This is a genomic window from Leifsonia sp. 2TAF2, from assembly GCF_052115085.1.
Classification (GTDB): domain Bacteria; phylum Actinomycetota; class Actinomycetes; order Actinomycetales; family Microbacteriaceae; genus Leifsonia.
This window is the reverse complement of the sequence record NZ_JBFRFY010000002.1, coordinates 668323-687175: the sequence shown is the minus strand read 5'-3', so window position 1 is coordinate 687175 and position 18853 is coordinate 668323. Positions and strand designations below refer to the sequence as shown.

Sequence of the window (18853 nt, the reverse complement as noted above, 5' to 3'; positions counted from 1 at the left end):
AGAGGCACGGAGCTGGAGGCCGAGAAACTGTGAGTCACAGTGACTGCGGAACTTGCTTCATACACCTGCGCGGGCCCCACCTGAGTGGATCTTCGGTCATGCACGCATGACAACCAGCGGTCTTTGGCTCCGTACAGGTTACGGGATGCGCGGTGCCTCGCGCAAATCGGGCTCGGAACCGACCCCAGGCAGGGTCTCGGCGGCGGTCCCTGCCGCGACCGGCAGGAGCGGAAGCGACACCGTGAACACCGTATTGCCCGGCTCACTGCTGACCGCGACGTCTCCGCCGTGCGCCTGCACCACCGCATCCACGATCGCGAGACCCAGGCCGGTGGATCCGGTGGCCCGGTTACGGGAGCCGTCGCCGCGGGCGAACCGCTCGAACAGCGTGCTCTGGAGGTGCTCCGGGATGCCCGGGCCGTCGTCCGCGACGGTGATCACCGCGCGCTGGGCCTCCGCATCCACTCGGAGCCCGGCGGTGACGCGAGTCCCCTCGGGGGTGTGGACGCGCGCATTCGCGAGCAGATTCATGAGCACCTGGTGGAGGCGCGGGGCGTCGCCGACGACCTCGACCGGCTCGTCCGGCAGCTCCAGCGTCCACTCATGGTCGGGGCCTGCGGCGTGCGCGTCGCTGAGCGCATCCACGAGGAGGAGCGAGAGGTCGACCGGGTCGCGGTCGAGTTCGCGGCCCTCGTCGAGGCGGGCGAGCAGCAGGAGGTCCTCGACCAGGGAGGTCATGCGGGTCGCCTCGGACTCGATCCGGCCGAGCGAATGCGTGACATCCGGCGGCAGCTCGTGCGGCGCCCGCCGGGTCAGTTCCGCGTAGCCGCGGATCGACGCGAGCGGCGTGCGCAGCTCGTGGCTCGCGTCGGCGACGAATTGGCGTACCTTCTGCTCGCTGGCCTGCCGGGCGGTCAGCGCCGAGGCGACATGGCCGAGCATCCGGTTGAGCGCCGACCCCACCTTGCCGACCTCCGTGTGCGGGTCGGTGTCCTCCTCGGGCACTCGGACGCTGAGCGCGACGTCGCCGCGGTCGAGCGGGAGCGAGGACACCTGCTCGGCCGTGCTCGCCACCCGCTCCAACGGACGCATGGCGAGACGCACCACGACGCTTGCGAGGAGGAAGGCGAAGACGAGACCGGCGAGTGTGACCAGGATGATCACGAGCGTGAGCTGCGCGACCGTCGCATTCACATCACTCAGGGGCAGTCCGATGATGACGCTGTCGCCGTTGGAGAGCTCGGCGGCGGCGATCCGGTACGAGCCGAGCGAAGGGCCCAGATCGATCGTGCGGGGGTGTCCGTCGGACGGCAGACCGAGCAGCGCAGTGGTCGCGATCGGCACCCGCTGCGGTGCGACCGGTTGGTCGGGCGAGGTGCTCTGGGGGCGCTCCGAGAGGATCACGGGGTAGAGCAGCATGTCCCCGCTGCGGATGACACCGAACGTCCCGGTCTGCTGGCCAGGGGTCTGCACGATGCCGATGACGTCCGGCCCGGTGGGCTGGTCTCCGTAGATCCGGTCGGCCGCGTGCTGACCGCGCTCGAGCGCGGACGTGAGCTGCCCATCCAATCGCTGCATCAGGTAGTTCTGCAGCGCGAAGACGCTGACGGTGCCGATCACGGCTCCGAGGACGGCGAGCATCGCCACCACCACGAGCACCACGCGGCTGCGCAGCGTCCAGGAGCGGAACGGGCGGATGCGAGGGAACCGGCTGCCCGCTGAGCGGGCGGTGGTCACTGCGCGGCCTTCACCATGTAGCCCGCGCCGCGGACCGTGTGGATCATCGGGGCGCGGCCGGCGTCGATCTTCTTGCGCAGGTAAGAGATGTACAGCTCGACGACGCTCGACGAACCGCCGAAGTCGTAGCTCCACACCCGGTCGAGGATCTGCGCCTTGCTCAGCACGCGTCGGGGGTTGCGCATGAGGAAGCGCAGCAGCTCGAACTCGGTGGCGGTGAGCTGGATGAGGTCGCCGTCACGGTGCACCTCGTAGCTGTCCTCGTCGAGCACGAGGTCGCCGACGATGAGGACCGGGTCGTCGTGGTCGGCGACGGCAGCGCGGGAGCGGCGCAGCAGCCCGCGAAGGCGGGCGACGAGCTCCTCGAGGCTGAACGGCTTCGTGACGTAGTCGTCGCCTCCGGCGGTGAGGCCGGCGATGCGGTCGTCCAGCGAGTCCTTCGCGGTGAGGAAGAGGACGGGCGCCTCGTTGCCGTCGGCGCGCATCCGGTTCAGCACCTGCAGCCCGTCGATGTCGGGCAACATGATGTCGAGCACCACCACGTCCGGCTTGAACTCGCGCGAGAACTGAAGCGCCTGCTGCCCGTTCGAGGCGGTCTTGACGTCCCAGTCCTCGTAGTGGAGCGCCATCGCGAGCAGGTCCGTCAGCGTGGCCTCGTCATCCACGACGAGGACACGGATGGAGCTGCCGTCCGCCCGGCGCAGAAGCGTGCGGGGCTGGCTGCTGGACGTGGGGCTGGCGGCACGGGCGTTGATGGTCACCTTTCTCATTATGAGGTGCGGGATGGATGCTGTCTTTGCGCAACCTATGAACTGTCTGAGCGCCTCAGCGCAGCGCCAGCGTGACCTCTTCGGTGAGGCGGGTGAGCTTTTCCGGGTTGCGGACGAAGTACAGGCCGGTGATGCGACCGTCCTGGATGCGCGCGGTGAGAACACCGTCGAGCTCGCCCCCGACGCTGAGCGCCAGCGCCGGGTTGCCGTTCACGACGGTGGCCTCGGCGGTCACCACGGCTCCGGCCTTGCGCATGCCTCCGACGATGAACCGCGCCACCTTGTCGGCGCCGACGATCGGGCGCAGTGCCGCCTGTTTGACTCCCCCGCCGTCGCTCATCAGCACGACGTCCGGTGCCAGCACGTCGAGGATCGCCTGGGGGTCACCGGTCTCCACCGCCACGCGGAACCCGTCGAGGGCGGCACGCGCCTCGGCTGCGGTCACGGCCACGCGCGGACGCCGCGCCTCGACGTGCGCGCGAGCCCGATGGGCGATCTGGCGCACGGCCGCCGGCGTCTTATCGAGCGTCGCTGAGATCTCGTCGAACTCGAAGCCGAAGATGTCGCGCAGCACGAAGACGGCCCGCTCCGTCGGACCGAGCGTCTCCAGCACCACCATCAACGCCAGGGACACGCTCTCAGCGAGCTCCACATCGTCCGCCACGTCGGGCGTCGTGAGCAGAGGCTCCGGAAGCCACGGTCCGACGTACGACTCCCGCCGCCGCTGCGCGCTGCGCAGCCGGTTGAGCGCGAGGCGCGTCGCGATGCGGACGAGGTACGCCCTCGGTTCCCGCACGTCGGCCTGGTCCACCTTCACCCAGCGCAGCCACGTCTCCTGGAGCACGTCCTCCGCGTCCGCGGCCGAACCCAAGATCTCGTAGGCGACTGTGAAGAGGAGATTGCGGTGGGCGACGAAGGCCGCGGTCGCCGCATCCGGCTTCTTCGCGCTCATGACCGCCCCGCTCCCCCGCTCGACACTGCGCTGCTGGTAGCGAGCATACGGCGTCGCTGCGGATCGCCGAAGGCCGCGGGGAGTCGCGTCGACCCCGGGTGCCGCGCCTCCAGGGAGAGCTGCTCGATCGTCCCCCAGCACACCAGCTGCTTCACCGCAGCACCGGCTCTGCCGCCGATGTGCACCCGCGTCGCGCGGTCGTCCCGGTGCTCGAACTGGAAGACACCGTGCTTCCGGCCGAGGCTGATGCAGAGGCCGACGAAGCCCATCACGAACGGCGCCGGCCGTTCCCCGGCGATCCGCCGGAGCACCGTGTCGGCCGAGTGGCCCCCGAGCGGCCCGGCCGCCTGGCAGCTCATCCGCAGCGGACGGCCCGAGGGTGCCGCCGAGTCGCCGGCGGCGACGATGCGGTCGTCGTCCACACTGGTGAGCGTCTCGTCGGTCAGCAGACGGCCCAGGGCGTCCGTGCTCAGCCCGCTGCGGCGGGCGAGCGCGGGGACGCCGAAGCCGGCGGCCCAGATCGTGACGGCGCTGGGGCGCGTGCTGCCGTCGGCGAGCTCGACCGCATCCCGCCGCACCGACACGACGCGCGATCCCGGGCCGTCGAGCACCGTCGCGCCGAGGGATGCCAGAGAACGGGCGACGGAACGGCGTCCGCGCGAATGCAGCGAGGGCCCGAGCGGACCGCCGCACAGGAGGGTCACATCCCGCCCCTGCTCGGCGAGCTCGGCGGCCACTTCGATGCCCAGCGGGCCACCGCCGACGACCGTGACGGGTGCCGCCGGCCCGGCCGCGGCGAGCGCATCCCGCAGCCGCTCGGCCTCACCGAACTCCGCGACGGGTAGCGCGTGCTCCGCAGCGCCCGGCACGTCGGGAGCGGCGCGCCTGCTGCCGGCCGCGTAGACCAGGTAGTCGTAGCCGAGCGTCTCACCTGACGACAGGGTGACCCGCCGCTCGGGTGCGTCGATGCGGTCGGCGGTGTCGACGACGAGGCGGACCTCCGGGGCCAACACCTTCTCGAACTCGAGAGTCGCGTCATCCGATCCCGCGACCAGCTGATGAAGCCGGATGCGCTCCACGAAGATCGGCCGCGGGTTCACCAGGGTGACGCTCACGCCGTCCTGACCCGTGAGCCGGTTGGCCGCGGCCACGCCCGCATAGCCTCCGCCGATGACGACGACGTGCGCCGTGTGCTCCATAGGACTGTCCTTCCGCTCGATGTGCTCGACCTTCAGACACCGGCCGACCGGATCCTGTGACATCCCGAGCCTTGCGGGATCGGTACACGGCGCATGCATAGGTTCGCCACAGCGCCCCGAAAACGGTGGTCCTTAACCTCCCGCAAGAAGTTCATCCGACAGCACAGTTTGGAAGCCAATGTTCGGGACCTACCTGCGGCGCGAGCTGCTCAACCGCCGCAAGCAGACGATCATCATCGCGATCGGCATGGCGCTCGCGATCGCCCTCGTCATCATCGTGAACGCCGTCTCCGCGGGCGTGCGCCAAGCCCAGGAGAGCGTCCTGCAATCCGTCTACGGCGTCGGCACCGACATCACGGTCAGTCAGCCGGCCACCACCCAGAACGCCACGACGCAGCAGGGAGCCGGCGGCGGTCCGCGCTTCGACTTCGGCGCCCAGGCCGGCACCGACACGGGCACCGCCCGGCAGGTGAACACGTCGCGCCTGGAGCCGACCCGAGGCGCGACCGTGATGGACGCATCCACCCTTGCAACCGTGCAGAAGGTCGACAAGGTGGCCGCTGCCGCCTCGGTGCTCTCCCTCACCAACACCAGCTTCAGCGGGACGCTGCCGAACTTCCAGCAGCTGCGACAGGAGCGCGAGAGCGGCCAGGCGGCACAGCCGACCGCGCCGCCGACCGGCGGTTCCGACGGGGCGGGCGGCAGCTCGTTCACCGTGGACTCGTTCTCCGTGCTCGGGCTGGAGCCGGGCGGAAAGTCGGTCGGTCCTCTCGCCTCGGTGACCCTGACGGGCGGCCGGAGCTTCACCGCAGCAGACGCGGGCAAGGACGTCGTGGTGCTGGACGCCAGCTACGCCAAGACCGCGAGCAAGGCGGTCGGCGACACGATCACCATCGGCGGCACGGACTTCTCGGTGATCGGCATCGTCACAGCGACAGGCTCGGACGCCACCACGGCGGCCAACGCGTACATCCCGCTGGATGTGGCGCAGAAGCTCTCCGGGCAGACCGGCAAGATCTCGTCGGTCTACGTGAAGGCCGCCTCCTCCGGCGACATCGCCCAGCTCAAGACCGACCTCACGAAGACGGTCTCCGGCGCCACGGTGAGCACGCAGGCGGACCTCGCCTCCACCGTGTCCGGCTCGCTCGGCAGCGCGGGTGAGCTCATCGCGAACCTCGGGACCTGGCTCTCGGTGATCGTGCTCGCCGCCGCGTTCCTCATCGCCATCCTCTTCACCATCTCCGGCGTCACCCGACGCACCCGCGAGTTCGGCACCCTGAAGGCGATCGGCTGGTCCAACCGCCGCATCGTGGGGCAGGTCGCCGGCGAGTCGGTCGTGCAGGGTGTCATCGGCGGCGTGATCGGCGTCGTGATCGGCCTCCTCGGAGTGTTCGTCGTGAACCTGATCTCGCCCACCCTGACCGGCAGCATCGGACGTGGCTTCGCCGATGCTGCCGGTCGGGCAGGCACCGGCACGGCCGGCGGGACCGGCGGCGCGACCGGAACGGGGACCGGCGGCGGTTTCGGCGGCGGGGCCTTCGGAGCGGCCCGGGAGGCCGCCACCACGTCGGCGAACATCGCACTGCATGCGCCGGTGACCCTCTGGATCATCGTCGGCGCGGTCGCCCTCGCCGTCCTCGGCGGACTGCTCGCCGGCGCCATCGGCGGGTGGCGCGCCGCCCGCCTCCGCCCCGCGGCAGCCCTGCGCTCCGTCGCCTGAACCGCTTCACAAACCTTAAGGAGTCACCGTGTACACCCTCGCCGATGTCACCAAGAAGTACACCCAGTCCAAGCGCCAGGTGGTCGCCCTCGACGATGTCAGCCTGGAGATCCCGGACGGCCAGCTGGTCGCCATCCAGGGCCCCACCGGCGGCGGCAAGTCGACCCTGCTCCAGATGCTCGGGGCGCTCGACCGCCCGACCTCGGGTTCGGTGCAGCTCGGGGCGGACAGTCTCTCGCAACAGCGCGACGGGAAGCTGGCGAAGATCCGCGCGAAGGAGATCGGCTTCGTCTTCCAGGGCTTCAACCTCATCCCGACGCTCACGGCTCAGGAGAACGTCGAGACGGCGCTCGCCCCCCTCGGCGTGAGTGCCGCCGATCGCAAGCGGCGTGCGGCCGAAGCCCTCGCCTCCGTCGGGCTCGCCGACCGCGGCAACCACCTCCCGTCGGAGCTGTCCGGCGGCCAGCAGCAGCGCGTCGCGATCGCCCGGGCTCTGGTGAAGGATCCGGAGGTGCTGCTCGCCGACGAGCCCACCGGCAACCTGGACGAAGAGACCCGCGACGAGATCATGGACCTATTGGAGGGGCTGTGGCGCGACCGCGGCCTCACGGTGATCATCGTCACGCACGACACCGCGGTCGCGAAGCGCGCCCAGCGCCGGCTGCACATCAAGCACGGCCGGGTGCAGGACGTGGCGTAGGTGTCAGGCCGGCCTGCAGCGGTCAGGGCGTAGGCACGACGACCATCCCGAGCGCCTCGGCCAGCACGACGGCCTGACGCTCGTCGATCACCGTTCCCCGCAGGACCACCTCGGTCGGGTCGACGCCGGTCAGGTCGCTCCCCACGATGCTTGCGGCACTGAAGTCGGCCGCGGTCAGGGTGGCGGCGCTCAGGTCGCATCCCTCGAACCGCGCCTCCTGGCACCGGGCGCCTGACAGGTCGGCCTCCCGGAAGCGCACGCCCTCGAACCGCGCACCGCGAAGCTCGGCCCGGCCGAACCCGGTGAACGACCAGTTGCCGCCTTCCACTTTCAGCAGAGCGAACTCGCACCCGTGGAAGGTGCTGCCGGTCAGCTTGCAGCGCCGGAACGTCGCGTCGAAGAAGTTGCACGTCTCGAACCGGCAGTTCACGAACGCCGACTCCGTGTGCTCGCTCACGTTGAACCGCACGCGCCGGAAGACGCACTCGGTGAAGGTCGCGCCGGAGCTCTGAAGCTCCGTCATGTCGACGTCGTCGAACACGACCCCGGTGTATTCGACGCGGTCGAGCTCGCGTCCGTACCAGTCCTCGCCCTTGATGGCGTCGTCTGCGCTCGTCACCCGCCGAGCCTAGCCCGGCCCTGTCCCTGGTGCAGCCGGCGCGGGTAGCATCGCACGCGGGGAGGGTGGCGATGACGACACTGGATGGGCGGACGGAGACCGCGCTGCTCGTGATCGACGTGCAGAACGGCGTGATCGGCGGCGCACACCGACGGGATGAGGTGGTCGCGACGATCGGCTCGCTCGTCGATCGAGCTCGCGCCGATGGCGTGCCCGTGGTGTGGATCCAGCACTCCGACGAGAACATCGTCGAGGGCAGCGCCGACTGGGAGTACGTCGACGAGCTGCAGCGCGCCGACACCGAGGCGCTTGTCCCGAAGCGCTACGCCGACGCCTTCGAAGACACGTCGCTGGAGGCGGTGCTCGCAGACGCGGGTGTCGGCCGGATCGTCGTGACGGGCTCCCAGACGGATGAATGCATCCGCTCGACCATCCACGGCGGGCTGGTCCGCGGCTACGACGTCAGCCTCGTCGGCGATGCGCACACGACCGAGGACCTCAGCGAGTGGGGCGCGCCCACGCCCGACCTCGTCATCGCCCACACCAACCTGTACTGGTCGAATCAGCGCGCACCGGGCCGGGTCGCCGAGGTCGTCGACGCCGCCGACGTCGCCTTCCGCTGAAGCGAGACCCCTCTTGCGCGGCGGCGCACCGGCCGGGAGGATGCGTCCCGATGCCCACCACCGACGCCACCGCTCTCCTCGACCGCGCCCGGTCGGGCGACGATCGTGCCTTCGCCCAGCTCGTGACCCCTCATCGCCGGGAGCTCGAGTTGCACTGCTACCGCATCCTCGGGTCCCGGAGCGAGGCGGAGGACGCGGTTCAGGATGCCCTGCTCGCCGCGTGGCGCGGTCTCGCCGGCTTCGAGGGCCGTAGCTCCCTCCGCGCCTGGCTGTATAGCATCGCCACGCGCGCCAGCCTTCGGGCGGCCGAGCGGCGACCGCCCCGGATGCTCTCCTGGGATGTCTCCCCGGCGCGCGACCCACTGGGCGACCTCGGCGAGCCGGACTCGTCCACCTCCTGGCTGGAGCCGTGGATCGGCCGATCGGACGACCCGGCCGATCTCGCCGCCCGACGGGAGACCGTGTCGCTCGCGTTCCTCGCCGCCCTCCAGCGCCTGCCGCCCAACCAGCGGGCCGTGCTGATCCTCCGAGATGTGCTCGACTTCTCGGCGGCCGACACCGCCGCTGCGTTGGAGACCAGCGTCGCGTCGGTGACCAGTGCCCTGCAGCGGGCCAGGGCGACTCTGGCCGTTCGGGCCGAGATCGAGTCGGATGCCGCTGCCGGGCCCGACCAGGACCGCATCGTGGAGCAGTTCGTCGCCGCCTTCGAGGCGGCCGACGTCGAGGGGATCGTCTCATTGCTCGCCAAGGACGTGCGATTCACGATGCCGCCACTTCTGGCGTGGTTCGACGGGGCCCGCGATGTCGGCGCCTTCTTCGCACACCGCTCGCTGGTGACACCGTGGAGGGTGCGCCGCCGCGTGACGGTGAACGGCCTCCCGGCTCTCCTGGCCGATCAGCGGATGGCGGACGGCTGGCGACCGGGAGCGCTCATGGTGCTCAGCGTGCACGGTGGCCGGATCGTGTGGATCGCCTCGTTCCTCGATCCGGCGATCCTCGTTTCCGAGGATGTGTCCGCGGACCGATGAGTTTCCGCCGCCGGGCGTCTCTCATCAGGTGAAGGCAGCTCCGCCGACACCGAAAAGGCTCCCACCGAAAGGACAGCACATGCGCTCACTCATCGTCTCCACTGCCGTCACCCTCGACGGATTCGCCGCCGGCCCCGGGGGCAACCCGCTCGTACTGAACCTCGATGCGGCGTTCGACGCGCACAACCTCGAGCTGATGCGCGGCGCGGGCACCATCCTGCTCGGCCGGGCCTCGTTCGAACTGTTCAGCTCGTTCTGGCCGCTCGTCGCCGATGCGCCCGAGGACCCGGCCAACCCTGCGCTCAGCGAGGTGAATCGGGAGTTCAGCCGCCGCTACCGCGAGATGCCGAAGCTCGTCGTGAGTGACGGCTACGAGGTTCCGGCTGAGAACCCCTGGCACGGGACGACGCAGGTGGTGCGCGGCGGCGACCTTCGTCGCACGCTTGAGGCGGAGAAAGCCGGCAGCGGCGGCGACATCGTGGTGTTCGCCAGTCATGTGCTCTGGAATGGGCTCCTCGCCGACGGCCTCGTCGACCGCCTGGACCTCGTGGTGGGACCGGATGCCATCGGGGAGGGCGAGCCGGCGTTCATTCGTCCCGTCCGGCTCTCGCCTCTCGACAGCCGAGTGCTTCCGGACTCCCGCAACGTCCTCAACCGCTACGTCCCCGCGTGAGGCTGCCCTCTTGAGGGCAGCGACCGGCTCACGCACGGGGTCGCCCGATACGCTCGGAGCATGGCCCACGACCTCGCGAACTTCCTCGGCGATGTCGGCCCCTTGTTCTTCTACGTGGCGGTCTGGGGCCTGGTGTTCGCCGGGACCGGGCTCTTCGTCGGCGTCTTCATCCCGTTCATCACCGGCGACTCCCTGCTGTTCGGTGCGGGCATCCTGACCGGGACCAATCCGGAGCTCTCCATCTGGGTGCTCGCCATCGGGGTCGGCGTCGCGGCCGTGCTCGGCGACCAGGTCGGCTTCTGGCTCGGGCGACGCCTGGGGCGTCCGTACCTGACGAGGCGCGGCGGCCGGTGGGTGCAGGCGGGCGTTCGGCGAGCCGAGCGGTTCTACGAGCTGTTCGGCTGGTGGTCCGTGGTGATCAGCCGGTACATCCCCTGGGGTCGGGTGTTCATCCCGCCGATCGCCGGGATCAGTGCCATGCGGTACTGGAGGTTCCTCACGGCGAACATCGTGGGCGCGCTCAGCTGGGGCGTGCTGATCACCGTGATCGGCTACTTCGCGGCGGTGAACCCGAACGTGCGGCCCCTGGCCTACATCGTCGCCGGCGTCGTCATCGTGGCGTCGATCGTCGCCGGGATCCGCGCCTGGGTGCTCGACCGCCGGTCACGGGCGGGTGTCGTCGACGCCGGCGACGGGGCTGATCGTCACGACGGCGCCGGCGGCGACGCCGACTGAGCCGACCGCAGTCGTTCGGCGAGCACGGCCGCCGCCTCGGCAAGCGGCTGCGGACCGACGACCTCGAACGGCGCGTCGAAGCGGGTGAGCGACGCGAGCACGCCCATCCACGACCAGGAGCCGACGACGAGGCGGCTGCGGCCATCCCCTAGGTCGGTGACGTCGCCGTCCTCGATCCAGGGCCGCACCTCTCGGGCGGAGAGCTGGATGACGACCTCGCCGACGCACGGCCAGCGGTCCTCCTCGGCCGAGCCCTTGAAGCGGGCCGCGACGAAGCCGACGGCGTCCCCACTGGGGATGGCTCGGGGCGCGAACCTCGGTCCGGCCGGAGTGCGCGGGACGAGCCGATCGAGGCGGAACACCCGCCAGTCGGCGCGGTCGAGGTCCCAGGCGACGAGGTACCAGCGGGCGTCCCGCGCAACCAGACCGTGAGGTTCGGCGCGACGTGGCGGACCGTCGACGTCTCCGTAGCCGAAGCGCAGCACCAAGCGCCTGGTGACCGCGTCGCTGACCGCCTCGAGCACCGCCGCATCCACTCGTGCGCCCGCATCCGCTCGCTCGAACCGGATGCCGTCCACGCGCTGACGCAGGCGTGACGGCATGACCTGCCGCACGGTGGCCAGCGCCCGGGCGGCCGCCTCGTCGATCCCCGCCCCGGAGGCGCCGGCATTCTGCAGCGCTATCGACACGGCGACCGCTTGCTCCTCGTCGAACAGCAAGGGCGGAAGTTCGGACCCGGCGGCGAGCCGATAGCCTCCCGCGGGACCCTTGATCGCGTCGATCCGGTAGCCCAGCTCCCGTAGCCGGTCGACGTCGCGCCGCACCGTTCGGGTACTGATCCCGAGCCGGTCGGCGAGCGCCGAGCCGGCCCACTCCCGGCGCGCCTGCAGCAGCGACAGCATCGAGAGCATGCGCGACGAGGTTCCGGACATGGAAGAAGTCTGCCGCAGGTAGAGGACCGAAACCGTCCTCTTCTCCTGTGACCCTGACTGTGCCGGGATGGACCCGGCGACGAGAAAGGATCACGATGACCATCACGACCACGACCCACCTGAACTTCCGCGGCGGCGAGGCGCGGGAGGCGCTCGACTTCTACGCGTCGGTGTTCGACGGAGAGGCGACTGCGGCCACCTATGAGGACTTCGGGATGCCCGCCGAACTGCCCGATGCACGGAATGTCGTGTTCGGCCAGGCGTCGTCAGCGGACGGGTTCCGCCTGATGGCATACGACGTGCCCGTGCCCGCGGCCCCGACCGAGGCCGACGGCCGGCCAGCCGCTGACACGCAGGCGCATCAGAGCGGGCCCACGCGACGGGAGAACGGCGTCACGATCACCGAGCAGCCGTTCTTCGTCAGCGTGCGCGGCACGTCCCTCGACGAGGTATCCCGCTACTGGGAGCGGCTCACCGTCGGCGCCACCATCATCGAGCCGCTGGCGGCATCCGCCTGGTCGGCGGGGTTCGGGATGCTGACGGACCGCTTCGGCGTCACCTGGATTCTCGACGTGGCGTGACCGCCGGGAGCCGCCGTCAGCCCTGGTTGCTGAAAGCGGCGTCGAAGGATGCGGTGGGCTGCTTCCAGAGCAGCGAACGGATGTAGCCGACCGCCTCCTTGGCGCCGTGCAGGCGATCCATGCCCGCGTCCTCCCACTCGATCGAAATCGGGCCGGTGTAGCCGATGGACTCGAGCGCGCGGAACGCGTCCTCCCAGGGCACGTCCCCGTGTCCGGTGGAGACGAAGTCCCAGCCGCGGCGCGGGTCGCCCCAGGGCAGGTGCGACCCGAGCACGCCGGCACGCCCGTTCTTGGGGCGCAGGCGCGTGTCCTTGCAGTCGACGTGGTAGATGCGGTCCTGGAAGTCGACGATGAACCCGACCGGGTCGATGTCCTGCCACATCATGTGCGACGGGTCCCAGTTGAAGCCGAAGGCCTCCCGGTGGTCGATCGCCTCGAGGGTGCGCACGCTCGTCCAGTAGTCGTACGCGATCTCGGACGGATGCACCTCGTGCGCGAAGCGGACGCCCTCGCCGTCGAACACGTCGAGGATGGGGTTCCAGCGGTCGGCGAAGTCCTGGTAGCCGCGGTCGAACACCTCGGCGGGGACGGGCGGGAACTGGGCGACGTACGGCCAGATGCTGGAGCCGGTGAAGCCCACCACGGTGTCGACCCCGAGCTTCCGGGCCACCTTCGCGGTCAGCTTGAGCTCTTCTGCGGCACGCTGACGGACGCCTTCGGGATCGCCGTCGCCCCACACCTTGGAGCCGACGATCGCCTGATGACGGAAGTCGATCGGGTCATCGCAGACGGCCTGCCCCTTGAGGTGGTTGGAGATCGCCCAGACCTTGAGCCCGTACTTGTCGAGGATATCGAGGCGGCCCTGCAGGTACGCGTCGTCCTCGGCTGCGCGCCAGACGTCGAGGTGCTCGCCGGAGCACGCGATCTCGAGACCGTCGTACCCCCAGTCGCTCGCGTACTTAGCCACCTCCTCCAGCGTGAGGTCAGCCCACTGGCCGGTGAACAGGGTGACCGGGTGCGTGCGACCCGACTCGGCGTCCGTCATTCGTTGGTTCCCATCTCGATCCAGGTGCCCGACTCGGCCGAGTCGATCACGGCGTCGGTGATCCGGACGGCGCGCAGGCCATCCGTGAAGCGCGGCAGCCCCTCGGGGCTCTCGCCCGCGACCGCCGCATAGCTGTCCGCGACGAACGCGTTGAAAGCGTCCTGGTAGCCCTGCGCGTGGCCCGAGGGGACGACGCAGAGACGCGCGGCGTCGTCGCTCAGCTGGTCGGCATCCCGAGGGATCAGGAGGCTGCCCTTACGGCGGCCCACCCAAAGCGTCTCGGGCTGCTCCTGATCGAAGGCCACGCTTTCGGAGCTGCCCGCGATCTCGAGCCACAACCGGTTCTTGCGACCCGGTGCCACCTGCGAGACCAGCAGCGTACCGAGGGCGCCGGAGCGCGTCTCGATGACCACCGCGACCGCGTCTTCCGTGGTGATGCCGGCGTGCGACGCCCGCTCGGCGAAGACCGTGCGCTTCGTGGCGGACACCCGGCTCACGCGGTCGCCGCTGACGAACTCGACGAGATCGACCAAGTGCGAACCGATGTCGGCGAACGCACGCGACCGGCCGCCCTGCGCCGAGTCGACCCGCCAGTTGTCGTCGTCCGTGCCGAGCAGCCAGTCCTGCAGGTACGACGCGTTGATGCTCAGCACCCGACCGGCTTGCCCGGAGGCGAAACGCGCGCGCGCCTCGCGCACCATCGGATGGAACCGGTACACGAACGGGACCGTCGCCGTGCGGCCTTCCGCGTCGGCGACGAGCCGCTCGGCGTCGGCCACGGTGGTCGCTAGCGGCTTCTCACAGATGACGTCTTTGCCTGCGGCCAGGACGGCTGACGCCTGGTCGGCATGGAGGGCGTTCGGCGTGGTGACGTGCACCACATCGACCGTGTCGTCGGCGAGGAGGTCGTCGAGCGAGCCGTAGGCGCGGCCGATTCCCAGCCGTTCGGCGGCAGCCTGTGAGCGCTCAGGACTCGACGAGACGATCCCCGCCAGCTCCGCACGCGCCGCGCGGGCCGCACGCGAGTGCACCTCCGCCATGAATCCGCCGCCGACGATGGCGACCCGGAGGCGTGCCCCCGCCGAGCTTCCTTCGCGGCGCGTGAGTCCGCCGCTGGTGGCCGCCGCGTTTCCGTCTGTCATGTCGCCCGCCCGTTACGCGAGCGTCGCCGCGCGCGGGTTCCAGTCTTCAGGAAGCGCTGGGGCGACCTCTACGGTGCTCTCGACCTCGACCGGAGTCCGCGACTCCCCCGCCTCGATCGTCGACACCATGACGTCGAGCACGTGGTATGCCTGCTCGCCGGAGGCGCGCTCCGGTACACCGGCACGAATCGCGCGCGCCAACTCCACCACGCCGATGCCGCGCGTATCGGTGGTGCCGGTCGAGGGCAGCGTCTCGATGCCGTCGGCGCCATGCACCAGAAGTTCCCCCTCGAAGGTGTTCGGGTCGGGCACCACCAGGGTTCCGTCAAGGCCCGCGACCTCGAACTGCGTCCGGCCGAGCTTCGAGTCGAAACTGAACACCGACTGCGCCGTCTGACCGCTCTCGAACTCGAAGAGCGCGCTCACGTGCGTCGGCACCGTCACAGCGAACTCCTCGCCCGCACGCGGACCGGAGCCGATCACGCGGGTCTCGCGGGCGCGGGAGGCGGTTGCGCTGACCCGGGCGACCGGCCCGAAGATCTGCACGAGCGCCGTCAGGTAGTACGGTCCGATGTCGAACAGCGGGCCGGCTCCCTCCTGGAAGAGGAAGTCGGGGTTGGGATGCCACGACTCGGGGCCGGGGCTCTGCAGCAGCGTCAGCGCGGTCAGCGGCGCTCCGATGTCACCATTCTCGATAAGGCGCCGGGCCGACTGGATGCCCGAGCCGAGGAACGTGTCGGGCGCCGTGGCCACCCGCAGGCCCTTGGCATGTGCGGCATCGAGCAGCGCACGGCCGCTGGCGCGGTCGAGCGAGAAGGGCTTCTCGCTCCAGACGTTCTTGCCCGCCTCGAGCGCCCGCAGCGCCACCTCGACGTGCACCTTCGGGAGGGTCAGATTGACGACGATCTCGATACCGTCGTCCGCCAGGAGCTCCTCGACCGTGCCGGAACCGGCCACGCCAAACTTCTCGGCCTGGGCCTTCGCGCGCTCCAGGTCGATGTCGGCGACGAAGCGGACGTCGAGATCGGGGAACGCGGTGAGGTTCTTGAGATATTCGTTGCTGATGACACCGGCGCCGATGACGCCGACTCCGACCGGCCCGCCGCTCATGCGAGGCCCTTGGAGGTGAGGAAGGCGAAGCTGTCGGCGACGGCCTCGAAGCGGTCGCCGCGCGAGTCGTCGAGCTCGATGACGCGCAGCGCGTCGGGCGCGGCGGCGATGATCTGCTCGATAGGGAGCGAGCCCTGCCCGACCGCCACCTGATCCTTGGTCTCGGTGGTACCGGGGCCGTCCTTGATGTGGAGGGCGACCACCCGGTCGCCGAGCTTCGGAAGGAACTGGACCGGGTCGGCGCCACCGACCGCCACCCAGTAGGTGTCCACCTCGAGCACGACCTCCGGGGCCAGCTTGCCGGCGAAGAACTCGAGCGCGGTCGCACCCTCGATGGTGCTCTCGATCTCGTGCGCGTGGTTGTGGTACCCGACACGCACGCCGTGACGGGCGGCGACCTCGGCGGCCGCGTTGAGCTGCTCGGCGATCTGGGCCACATCATCCGCCGTCTGCCAGCGGTCCGGCGCCACGAACGGGTCGATCACCGTCTGGATGCCCAGCTCCTTCGCGGCGCCGAAGACCTCGTCGAGGTCGCCGCCGATGAAGCCCTGGTGGGTCGTGGGCGCAGCGAGGCCCGCCTCGGCGAGGCCCTGACGAAGCGCGTCACCGAAAGAAAGGAACGCGAAGGGCTCGACCTGGGTGAACCCGATCTCTGCGATGCGCTTGAGCGTGCCGACCGTGTCTTCGGTCAGGAGTTCGCGGACCGTGTACAGCTGCACGGAGACTTTTGACGTCGACACTGTTCTCCTCGTCGAGTTCTGGGAATTGGGAGCCGCCGAAGGGCGTGTCTCCATTCAAACGGCACTTCTGCCGGAAGTCAATCAAAAGTCGCACGTTCGGAAAAGAACTTTGAGCGTCCCGACGGCACTGTGGTTCAATACCCTCTATGACCGACAGCGCGCGAGACTCGGTGCTCGTCGCCGCAGACGCCGCGGAGCTGCTGGCGATCCTGCGCGACGGCATCCCGCGAACGCGCGCGCAGCTGGCCGAGTTGACCGGGATGGCACGCTCGACGATCGCCTCCCGGATCGACACGCTGACCGCCGCAGGCCTCGTCGCCCCCGCTGGCGACGACGTTTCCTCCGGGGGCCGGCCGCCCTCCCGCATCCGCTTCAGTCCGGAGTCGCGCGTGATCGTCGCGATCGACCTCGGCGCCACCCACGGCGTCGTGGCCCTCGCCGATCTCGCAGGCAACATCACCGCGAGCGCCTCCCGCCGCCTGCGAATCGCCGACGGCCCGCAGCCCGTGCTCGACTGGGCAATCGAGACCGCGTCTGAGCTCTACATCGCCAGCGGCAGGCAGCCGGAGGAGCTCATCGGTGTCGGCGTCGGCGTGCCGGGACCGGTGGAGCACTCCACGGGCCTGCCCGTGAACCCGCCGATCATGCCCGGCTGGGATCGCTTCGACATTCCGGCGTACATCCGCCGGGTGTTCGATGTCCCCGTGCTCGTCGACAACGATGTGAACCTGCTGGCCCTCGGCGAGCAGGCTTTGATGTGGCCGGATGAGACGGACCTGCTGTTCGTCAAGGTCGCCACCGGAGTCGGCGCCGGCATCATCAGCGGCGGCCGGCTGCAGCGCGGCGCCCTCGGTTCGGCCGGAGACCTCGGCCATGTGCGGGTGCCGTTCGGCAGCGACACCCCGAGCCATGGCGAGCAGGATGCGGACCTCGAATCGCTGGTGAGCGGACCGGCCATCGCCCGAGCCCTCGCGCAGGCGGGGCTTCCGGCGGAGACGAGCGACGACGTCGTGGCCCTCGCGCTGACCGGCAATCCGGCCGTCCAGAACGCGATCCGGCAGGCCGGCCGCGACCTCGGTGCGGTGGTCGCCACCTGCGTCAACCTCCTGAATCCGTCGATGATCGTCGTCGGCGGCAGCCTCTCCCGCGTCGGCGAACAACTGCTCGCCGGGATGCGCGAGGTCGTCTACCAGCGGTCCACTCCCCTGGCGACGCAGCATCTCACCATCACCCAGTCGCGCTCCGGCGAGACGGGCGGCGTGATCGGTGCGGCCATCATGGTCGTGCAGCGCGCCCTCGATCCGGAGGCGGGCACCCCGCGGTCGCTGTTCCGCTGACCGTCGGCGGTTCCCCTCCCCCACATCCACCATCGAATCGATTCGAATCCACCTGAAAGGAATGCCGTGAGCACGACCAGCGAATCCCCCGCCCGTCCCCTCCGGGCCGGAGTGATCGGCCTCGGCTGGGCCGGCCAGCAGCACATGGCGGCGTACGACGCCCTCCCCGGCGTCGAGCTCGTTGCCATCGCCGGGATGGAGGACGGCCCGCGCGCCGAACTCGGTAAGACGTACGGGCTCACCCGCCTGCACCGCGACTGGAAGGACCTCGTCGCCGAGGGCGACCTCGACATCGTCAGCGTCGCCGTCCCCACCTTCCTGCACGCCCCCATCGCCGTCGGAGCACTCGACGCCGGCATCCACGTGCTCAGTGAGAAGCCGATCGCACGCACGGCGGCCGAGGCGCAGACGATGGTGGATGCGGCCCACCGCGCCGGCCGCGTCCTCGAAGTCGCCTTCAACCACCGCCGCCGCGGAGACATCGAGGCCCTGAAGGCGGCGATCGACGACGGCCAGATCGGCCGGCCGTACCACGCGCGCGCCGTCTGGCTGCGCCGCGCCGGCATCCCCGCGCTCGGAAGCTGGTTCACCAACCGCGAGATGGCCGGCGGCGGCCCGCTGATCGACATCGGCGTCCACGTGCTCGACTACGCCCTGCACCTGTTCGGCGAACCGCGCGTGGAGGCCGTCTCGGCGGTCACCCACTCGGAGCTCGGAGTGCGCGGGCGCGGTGGGGCCGTCTCCGACAAGCAGCACGTCGGATCCGAGTACGAGGTCGAAGACCTGGCGAGCCTCCTGCTGCGCCTGGAGGGCGGCGGCTCGATCGTCATCGAGACCAGCTGGGCGGCATACCGGCCCGCGGGCGACGAGTTCGGGATCACGCTCTACGGCACCGAGGGCGGAGCGGACCTCCGCGTCGTCGACTACGCACCCTCGGGCGAACTGACCATCTTCACCGGCGACGGGGAGCAGAGCGAGGACATCACGGTCACGGCCGACCCCGGACGCGGCCACCTCGCCGTGGTGGAGACGTTCCTCGAGCACGTCGCCGACCCGGCGGCCTGGTCGAATTGGGACGGATCCCTCGCCCTCGATCGGGCGCGCGTCATCGACGCGGCCTACGAATCGGCCCGGATCGGCGCGGAGGTCCGGCTGTCCGCCGCGACCGACGCCGCCAACGAGCCGGCCACCGCCACGAAAGGAGCATGAC

At 70.3% G+C, this 18853-nt stretch carries 19 protein-coding genes; 9 read left to right on the top strand and 10 right to left on the bottom strand.

The annotated features are described in order from the left end of the window. Nucleotides 1-138: 138 nt before the first annotated feature. Genes AB4Z18_RS15510 through AB4Z18_RS15495 form a run of 4 tightly spaced genes read right to left on the bottom strand, consistent with a single transcriptional unit; the run spans nt 139 to nt 4721 of the window. Nucleotides 139-1737: an ATP-binding protein gene (locus tag AB4Z18_RS15510; protein WP_441783633.1), complete on the bottom strand. Its 1599-nt coding sequence runs from the start codon at nt 1735-1737 to the stop codon at nt 139-141. Continuing rightward, nucleotides 1734-2507, bottom strand: a complete 774-nt coding sequence (locus tag AB4Z18_RS15505) for a response regulator transcription factor (RefSeq protein ID WP_441783632.1) — start codon at nt 2505-2507, stop codon at nt 1734-1736. Before AB4Z18_RS15505 ends, AB4Z18_RS15510 begins: the two co-directional genes overlap by 4 nt. Before the next feature lie 55 nt (nt 2508-2562). Further along, nucleotides 2563-3459: an RNA polymerase sigma-70 factor gene (locus AB4Z18_RS15500; RefSeq protein WP_441783631.1), complete on the bottom strand. Its 897-nt coding sequence runs from the start codon at nt 3457-3459 to the stop codon at nt 2563-2565. Next, nucleotides 3456-4721 (bottom strand): NAD(P)/FAD-dependent oxidoreductase, encoded by a 1266-nt coding sequence (locus tag AB4Z18_RS15495; protein WP_441783630.1) that lies wholly within the window; start codon nt 4719-4721, stop codon nt 3456-3458. Before AB4Z18_RS15495 ends, AB4Z18_RS15500 begins: the two co-directional genes overlap by 4 nt. A 115-nt stretch (nt 4722-4836) precedes the next feature. Between AB4Z18_RS15495 and AB4Z18_RS15490 the strand changes: the two genes are divergently transcribed. Both AB4Z18_RS15490 and AB4Z18_RS15485 read left to right on the top strand, forming a co-directional pair. Then, on the top strand, nt 4837-6378 hold the full coding sequence (locus AB4Z18_RS15490; RefSeq protein ID WP_441783629.1) for an ABC transporter permease: 1542 nt from the start codon (nt 4837-4839) through the stop codon (nt 6376-6378). Between the two features lie 28 nt (nt 6379-6406). Further along, nucleotides 6407-7078: an ABC transporter ATP-binding protein gene (locus AB4Z18_RS15485; RefSeq protein WP_441783628.1), complete on the top strand. Its 672-nt coding sequence runs from the start codon at nt 6407-6409 to the stop codon at nt 7076-7078. Between the two features lie 22 nt (nt 7079-7100). On the opposite strand, the gene AB4Z18_RS15480 is transcribed toward AB4Z18_RS15485, so the two are convergent. Next, nucleotides 7101-7697: a pentapeptide repeat-containing protein gene (locus AB4Z18_RS15480; protein ID WP_441783627.1), complete on the bottom strand. Its 597-nt coding sequence runs from the start codon at nt 7695-7697 to the stop codon at nt 7101-7103. Nucleotides 7698-7768: 71 nt separating this feature from the next. On the opposite strand from AB4Z18_RS15480, the gene AB4Z18_RS15475 reads away from it, so the two are divergent. The 4 genes from AB4Z18_RS15475 (at nt 7769) to AB4Z18_RS15460 (ending at nt 10756) form a co-directional block, all read left to right on the top strand. Then, nucleotides 7769-8320 (top strand): isochorismatase family protein, encoded by a 552-nt coding sequence (locus AB4Z18_RS15475; RefSeq protein ID WP_441783626.1) that lies wholly within the window; start codon nt 7769-7771, stop codon nt 8318-8320. A 50-nt stretch (nt 8321-8370) separates the two neighbouring features. Continuing rightward, a complete protein-coding gene (locus AB4Z18_RS15470; RefSeq protein ID WP_441783625.1) occupies nt 8371-9348 on the top strand; it encodes an RNA polymerase subunit sigma-70 in 978 nt (325 codons plus the stop codon). 79 nt (nt 9349-9427) lie between these two features. Then, complete coding sequence (locus tag AB4Z18_RS15465; protein WP_441783624.1) at nt 9428-10021, top strand: dihydrofolate reductase family protein; 594 nt, start codon at nt 9428-9430, stop codon at nt 10019-10021. A 60-nt stretch (nt 10022-10081) separates the two neighbouring features. Next, on the top strand, nt 10082-10756 hold the full coding sequence (locus tag AB4Z18_RS15460) for a DedA family protein (RefSeq protein WP_441783623.1): 675 nt from the start codon (nt 10082-10084) through the stop codon (nt 10754-10756). On the opposite strand, the gene AB4Z18_RS15455 is transcribed toward AB4Z18_RS15460, so the two are convergent. Continuing rightward, nucleotides 10726-11688, bottom strand: a complete 963-nt coding sequence (locus AB4Z18_RS15455; protein ID WP_441783622.1) for a helix-turn-helix transcriptional regulator — start codon at nt 11686-11688, stop codon at nt 10726-10728. The genes AB4Z18_RS15460 and AB4Z18_RS15455 overlap by 31 nt on opposite strands. Nucleotides 11689-11783: 95 nt before the next feature. Here AB4Z18_RS15455 and AB4Z18_RS15450 point away from each other — a divergent pair, with 95 nt between their 5' ends. Further along, nucleotides 11784-12269, top strand: a complete 486-nt coding sequence (locus AB4Z18_RS15450) for a VOC family protein (protein ID WP_441783621.1) — start codon at nt 11784-11786, stop codon at nt 12267-12269. A 16-nt stretch (nt 12270-12285) separates the two neighbouring features. Here the strand turns inward: AB4Z18_RS15450 and AB4Z18_RS15445 are convergent, their stop codons facing one another. From AB4Z18_RS15445 to AB4Z18_RS15430, 4 genes are read right to left on the bottom strand one after another with little or no spacing between them, the layout of a single operon-like run. Then, nucleotides 12286-13314, bottom strand: coding sequence for a sugar phosphate isomerase/epimerase family protein (locus tag AB4Z18_RS15445; protein WP_441783620.1), 1029 nt, complete (start codon nt 13312-13314; stop codon nt 12286-12288). Beyond that, nucleotides 13311-14456 carry a Gfo/Idh/MocA family protein gene (locus AB4Z18_RS15440; protein WP_441783619.1) on the bottom strand — a complete coding sequence of 382 codons (1146 nt, stop codon included), beginning with the start codon at nt 14454-14456 and terminating at the stop codon, nt 13311-13313. The genes AB4Z18_RS15445 and AB4Z18_RS15440 overlap by 4 nt, the downstream gene beginning before the upstream one ends. Nucleotides 14457-14468: 12 nt before the next feature. After that, nucleotides 14469-15566, bottom strand: a complete 1098-nt coding sequence (locus tag AB4Z18_RS15435) for a Gfo/Idh/MocA family protein (protein WP_441783618.1) — start codon at nt 15564-15566, stop codon at nt 14469-14471. Then, on the bottom strand, nt 15563-16285 hold the full coding sequence (locus AB4Z18_RS15430) for a sugar phosphate isomerase/epimerase family protein (protein ID WP_441784015.1): 723 nt from the start codon (nt 16283-16285) through the stop codon (nt 15563-15565). The genes AB4Z18_RS15435 and AB4Z18_RS15430 overlap by 4 nt, the downstream gene beginning before the upstream one ends. Before the next feature lie 167 nt (nt 16286-16452). Here AB4Z18_RS15430 and AB4Z18_RS15425 point away from each other — a divergent pair, with 167 nt between their 5' ends. Beyond that, on the top strand, nt 16453-17643 hold the full coding sequence (locus AB4Z18_RS15425) for an ROK family protein (RefSeq protein WP_441783617.1): 1191 nt from the start codon (nt 16453-16455) through the stop codon (nt 17641-17643). Nucleotides 17644-17709: 66 nt separating this feature from the next. Beyond that, on the top strand, nt 17710-18852 hold the full coding sequence (locus AB4Z18_RS15420) for a Gfo/Idh/MocA family protein (RefSeq protein WP_441783616.1): 1143 nt from the start codon (nt 17710-17712) through the stop codon (nt 18850-18852). Nucleotide 18853 lies beyond the last annotated feature (1 nt).

Coding starts and splice junctions, on each gene's coding strand:
- AB4Z18_RS15460 (WP_441783623.1), top strand. CDS start 10,082: ATGGCCCACGACCTCGCGAACTTCCTCGGCGATGTCGGCCCCTTGTTC.
- AB4Z18_RS15450 (WP_441783621.1), top strand. CDS start 11,784: ATGACCATCACGACCACGACCCACCTGAACTTCCGCGGCGGCGAGGCG.
- AB4Z18_RS15495 (WP_441783630.1), bottom strand. CDS start 4,721: ATGTCACAGGATCCGGTCGGCCGGTGTCTGAAGGTCGAGCACATCGAG.
- AB4Z18_RS15440 (WP_441783619.1), bottom strand. CDS start 14,456: ATGACAGACGGAAACGCGGCGGCCACCAGCGGCGGACTCACGCGCCGC.
- AB4Z18_RS15445 (WP_441783620.1), bottom strand. CDS start 13,314: ATGACGGACGCCGAGTCGGGTCGCACGCACCCGGTCACCCTGTTCACC.
- AB4Z18_RS15500 (WP_441783631.1), bottom strand. CDS start 3,459: ATGAGCGCGAAGAAGCCGGATGCGGCGACCGCGGCCTTCGTCGCCCAC.
- AB4Z18_RS15490 (WP_441783629.1), top strand. CDS start 4,837: ATGTTCGGGACCTACCTGCGGCGCGAGCTGCTCAACCGCCGCAAGCAG.
- AB4Z18_RS15470 (WP_441783625.1), top strand. CDS start 8,371: ATGCCCACCACCGACGCCACCGCTCTCCTCGACCGCGCCCGGTCGGGC.
- AB4Z18_RS15425 (WP_441783617.1), top strand. CDS start 16,453: ATGACCGACAGCGCGCGAGACTCGGTGCTCGTCGCCGCAGACGCCGCG.
- AB4Z18_RS15505 (WP_441783632.1), bottom strand. CDS start 2,507: ATGAGAAAGGTGACCATCAACGCCCGTGCCGCCAGCCCCACGTCCAGC.
- AB4Z18_RS15455 (WP_441783622.1), bottom strand. CDS start 11,688: ATGTCCGGAACCTCGTCGCGCATGCTCTCGATGCTGTCGCTGCTGCAG.
- AB4Z18_RS15435 (WP_441783618.1), bottom strand. CDS start 15,566: ATGAGCGGCGGGCCGGTCGGAGTCGGCGTCATCGGCGCCGGTGTCATC.
- AB4Z18_RS15475 (WP_441783626.1), top strand. CDS start 7,769: ATGACGACACTGGATGGGCGGACGGAGACCGCGCTGCTCGTGATCGAC.
- AB4Z18_RS15465 (WP_441783624.1), top strand. CDS start 9,428: ATGCGCTCACTCATCGTCTCCACTGCCGTCACCCTCGACGGATTCGCC.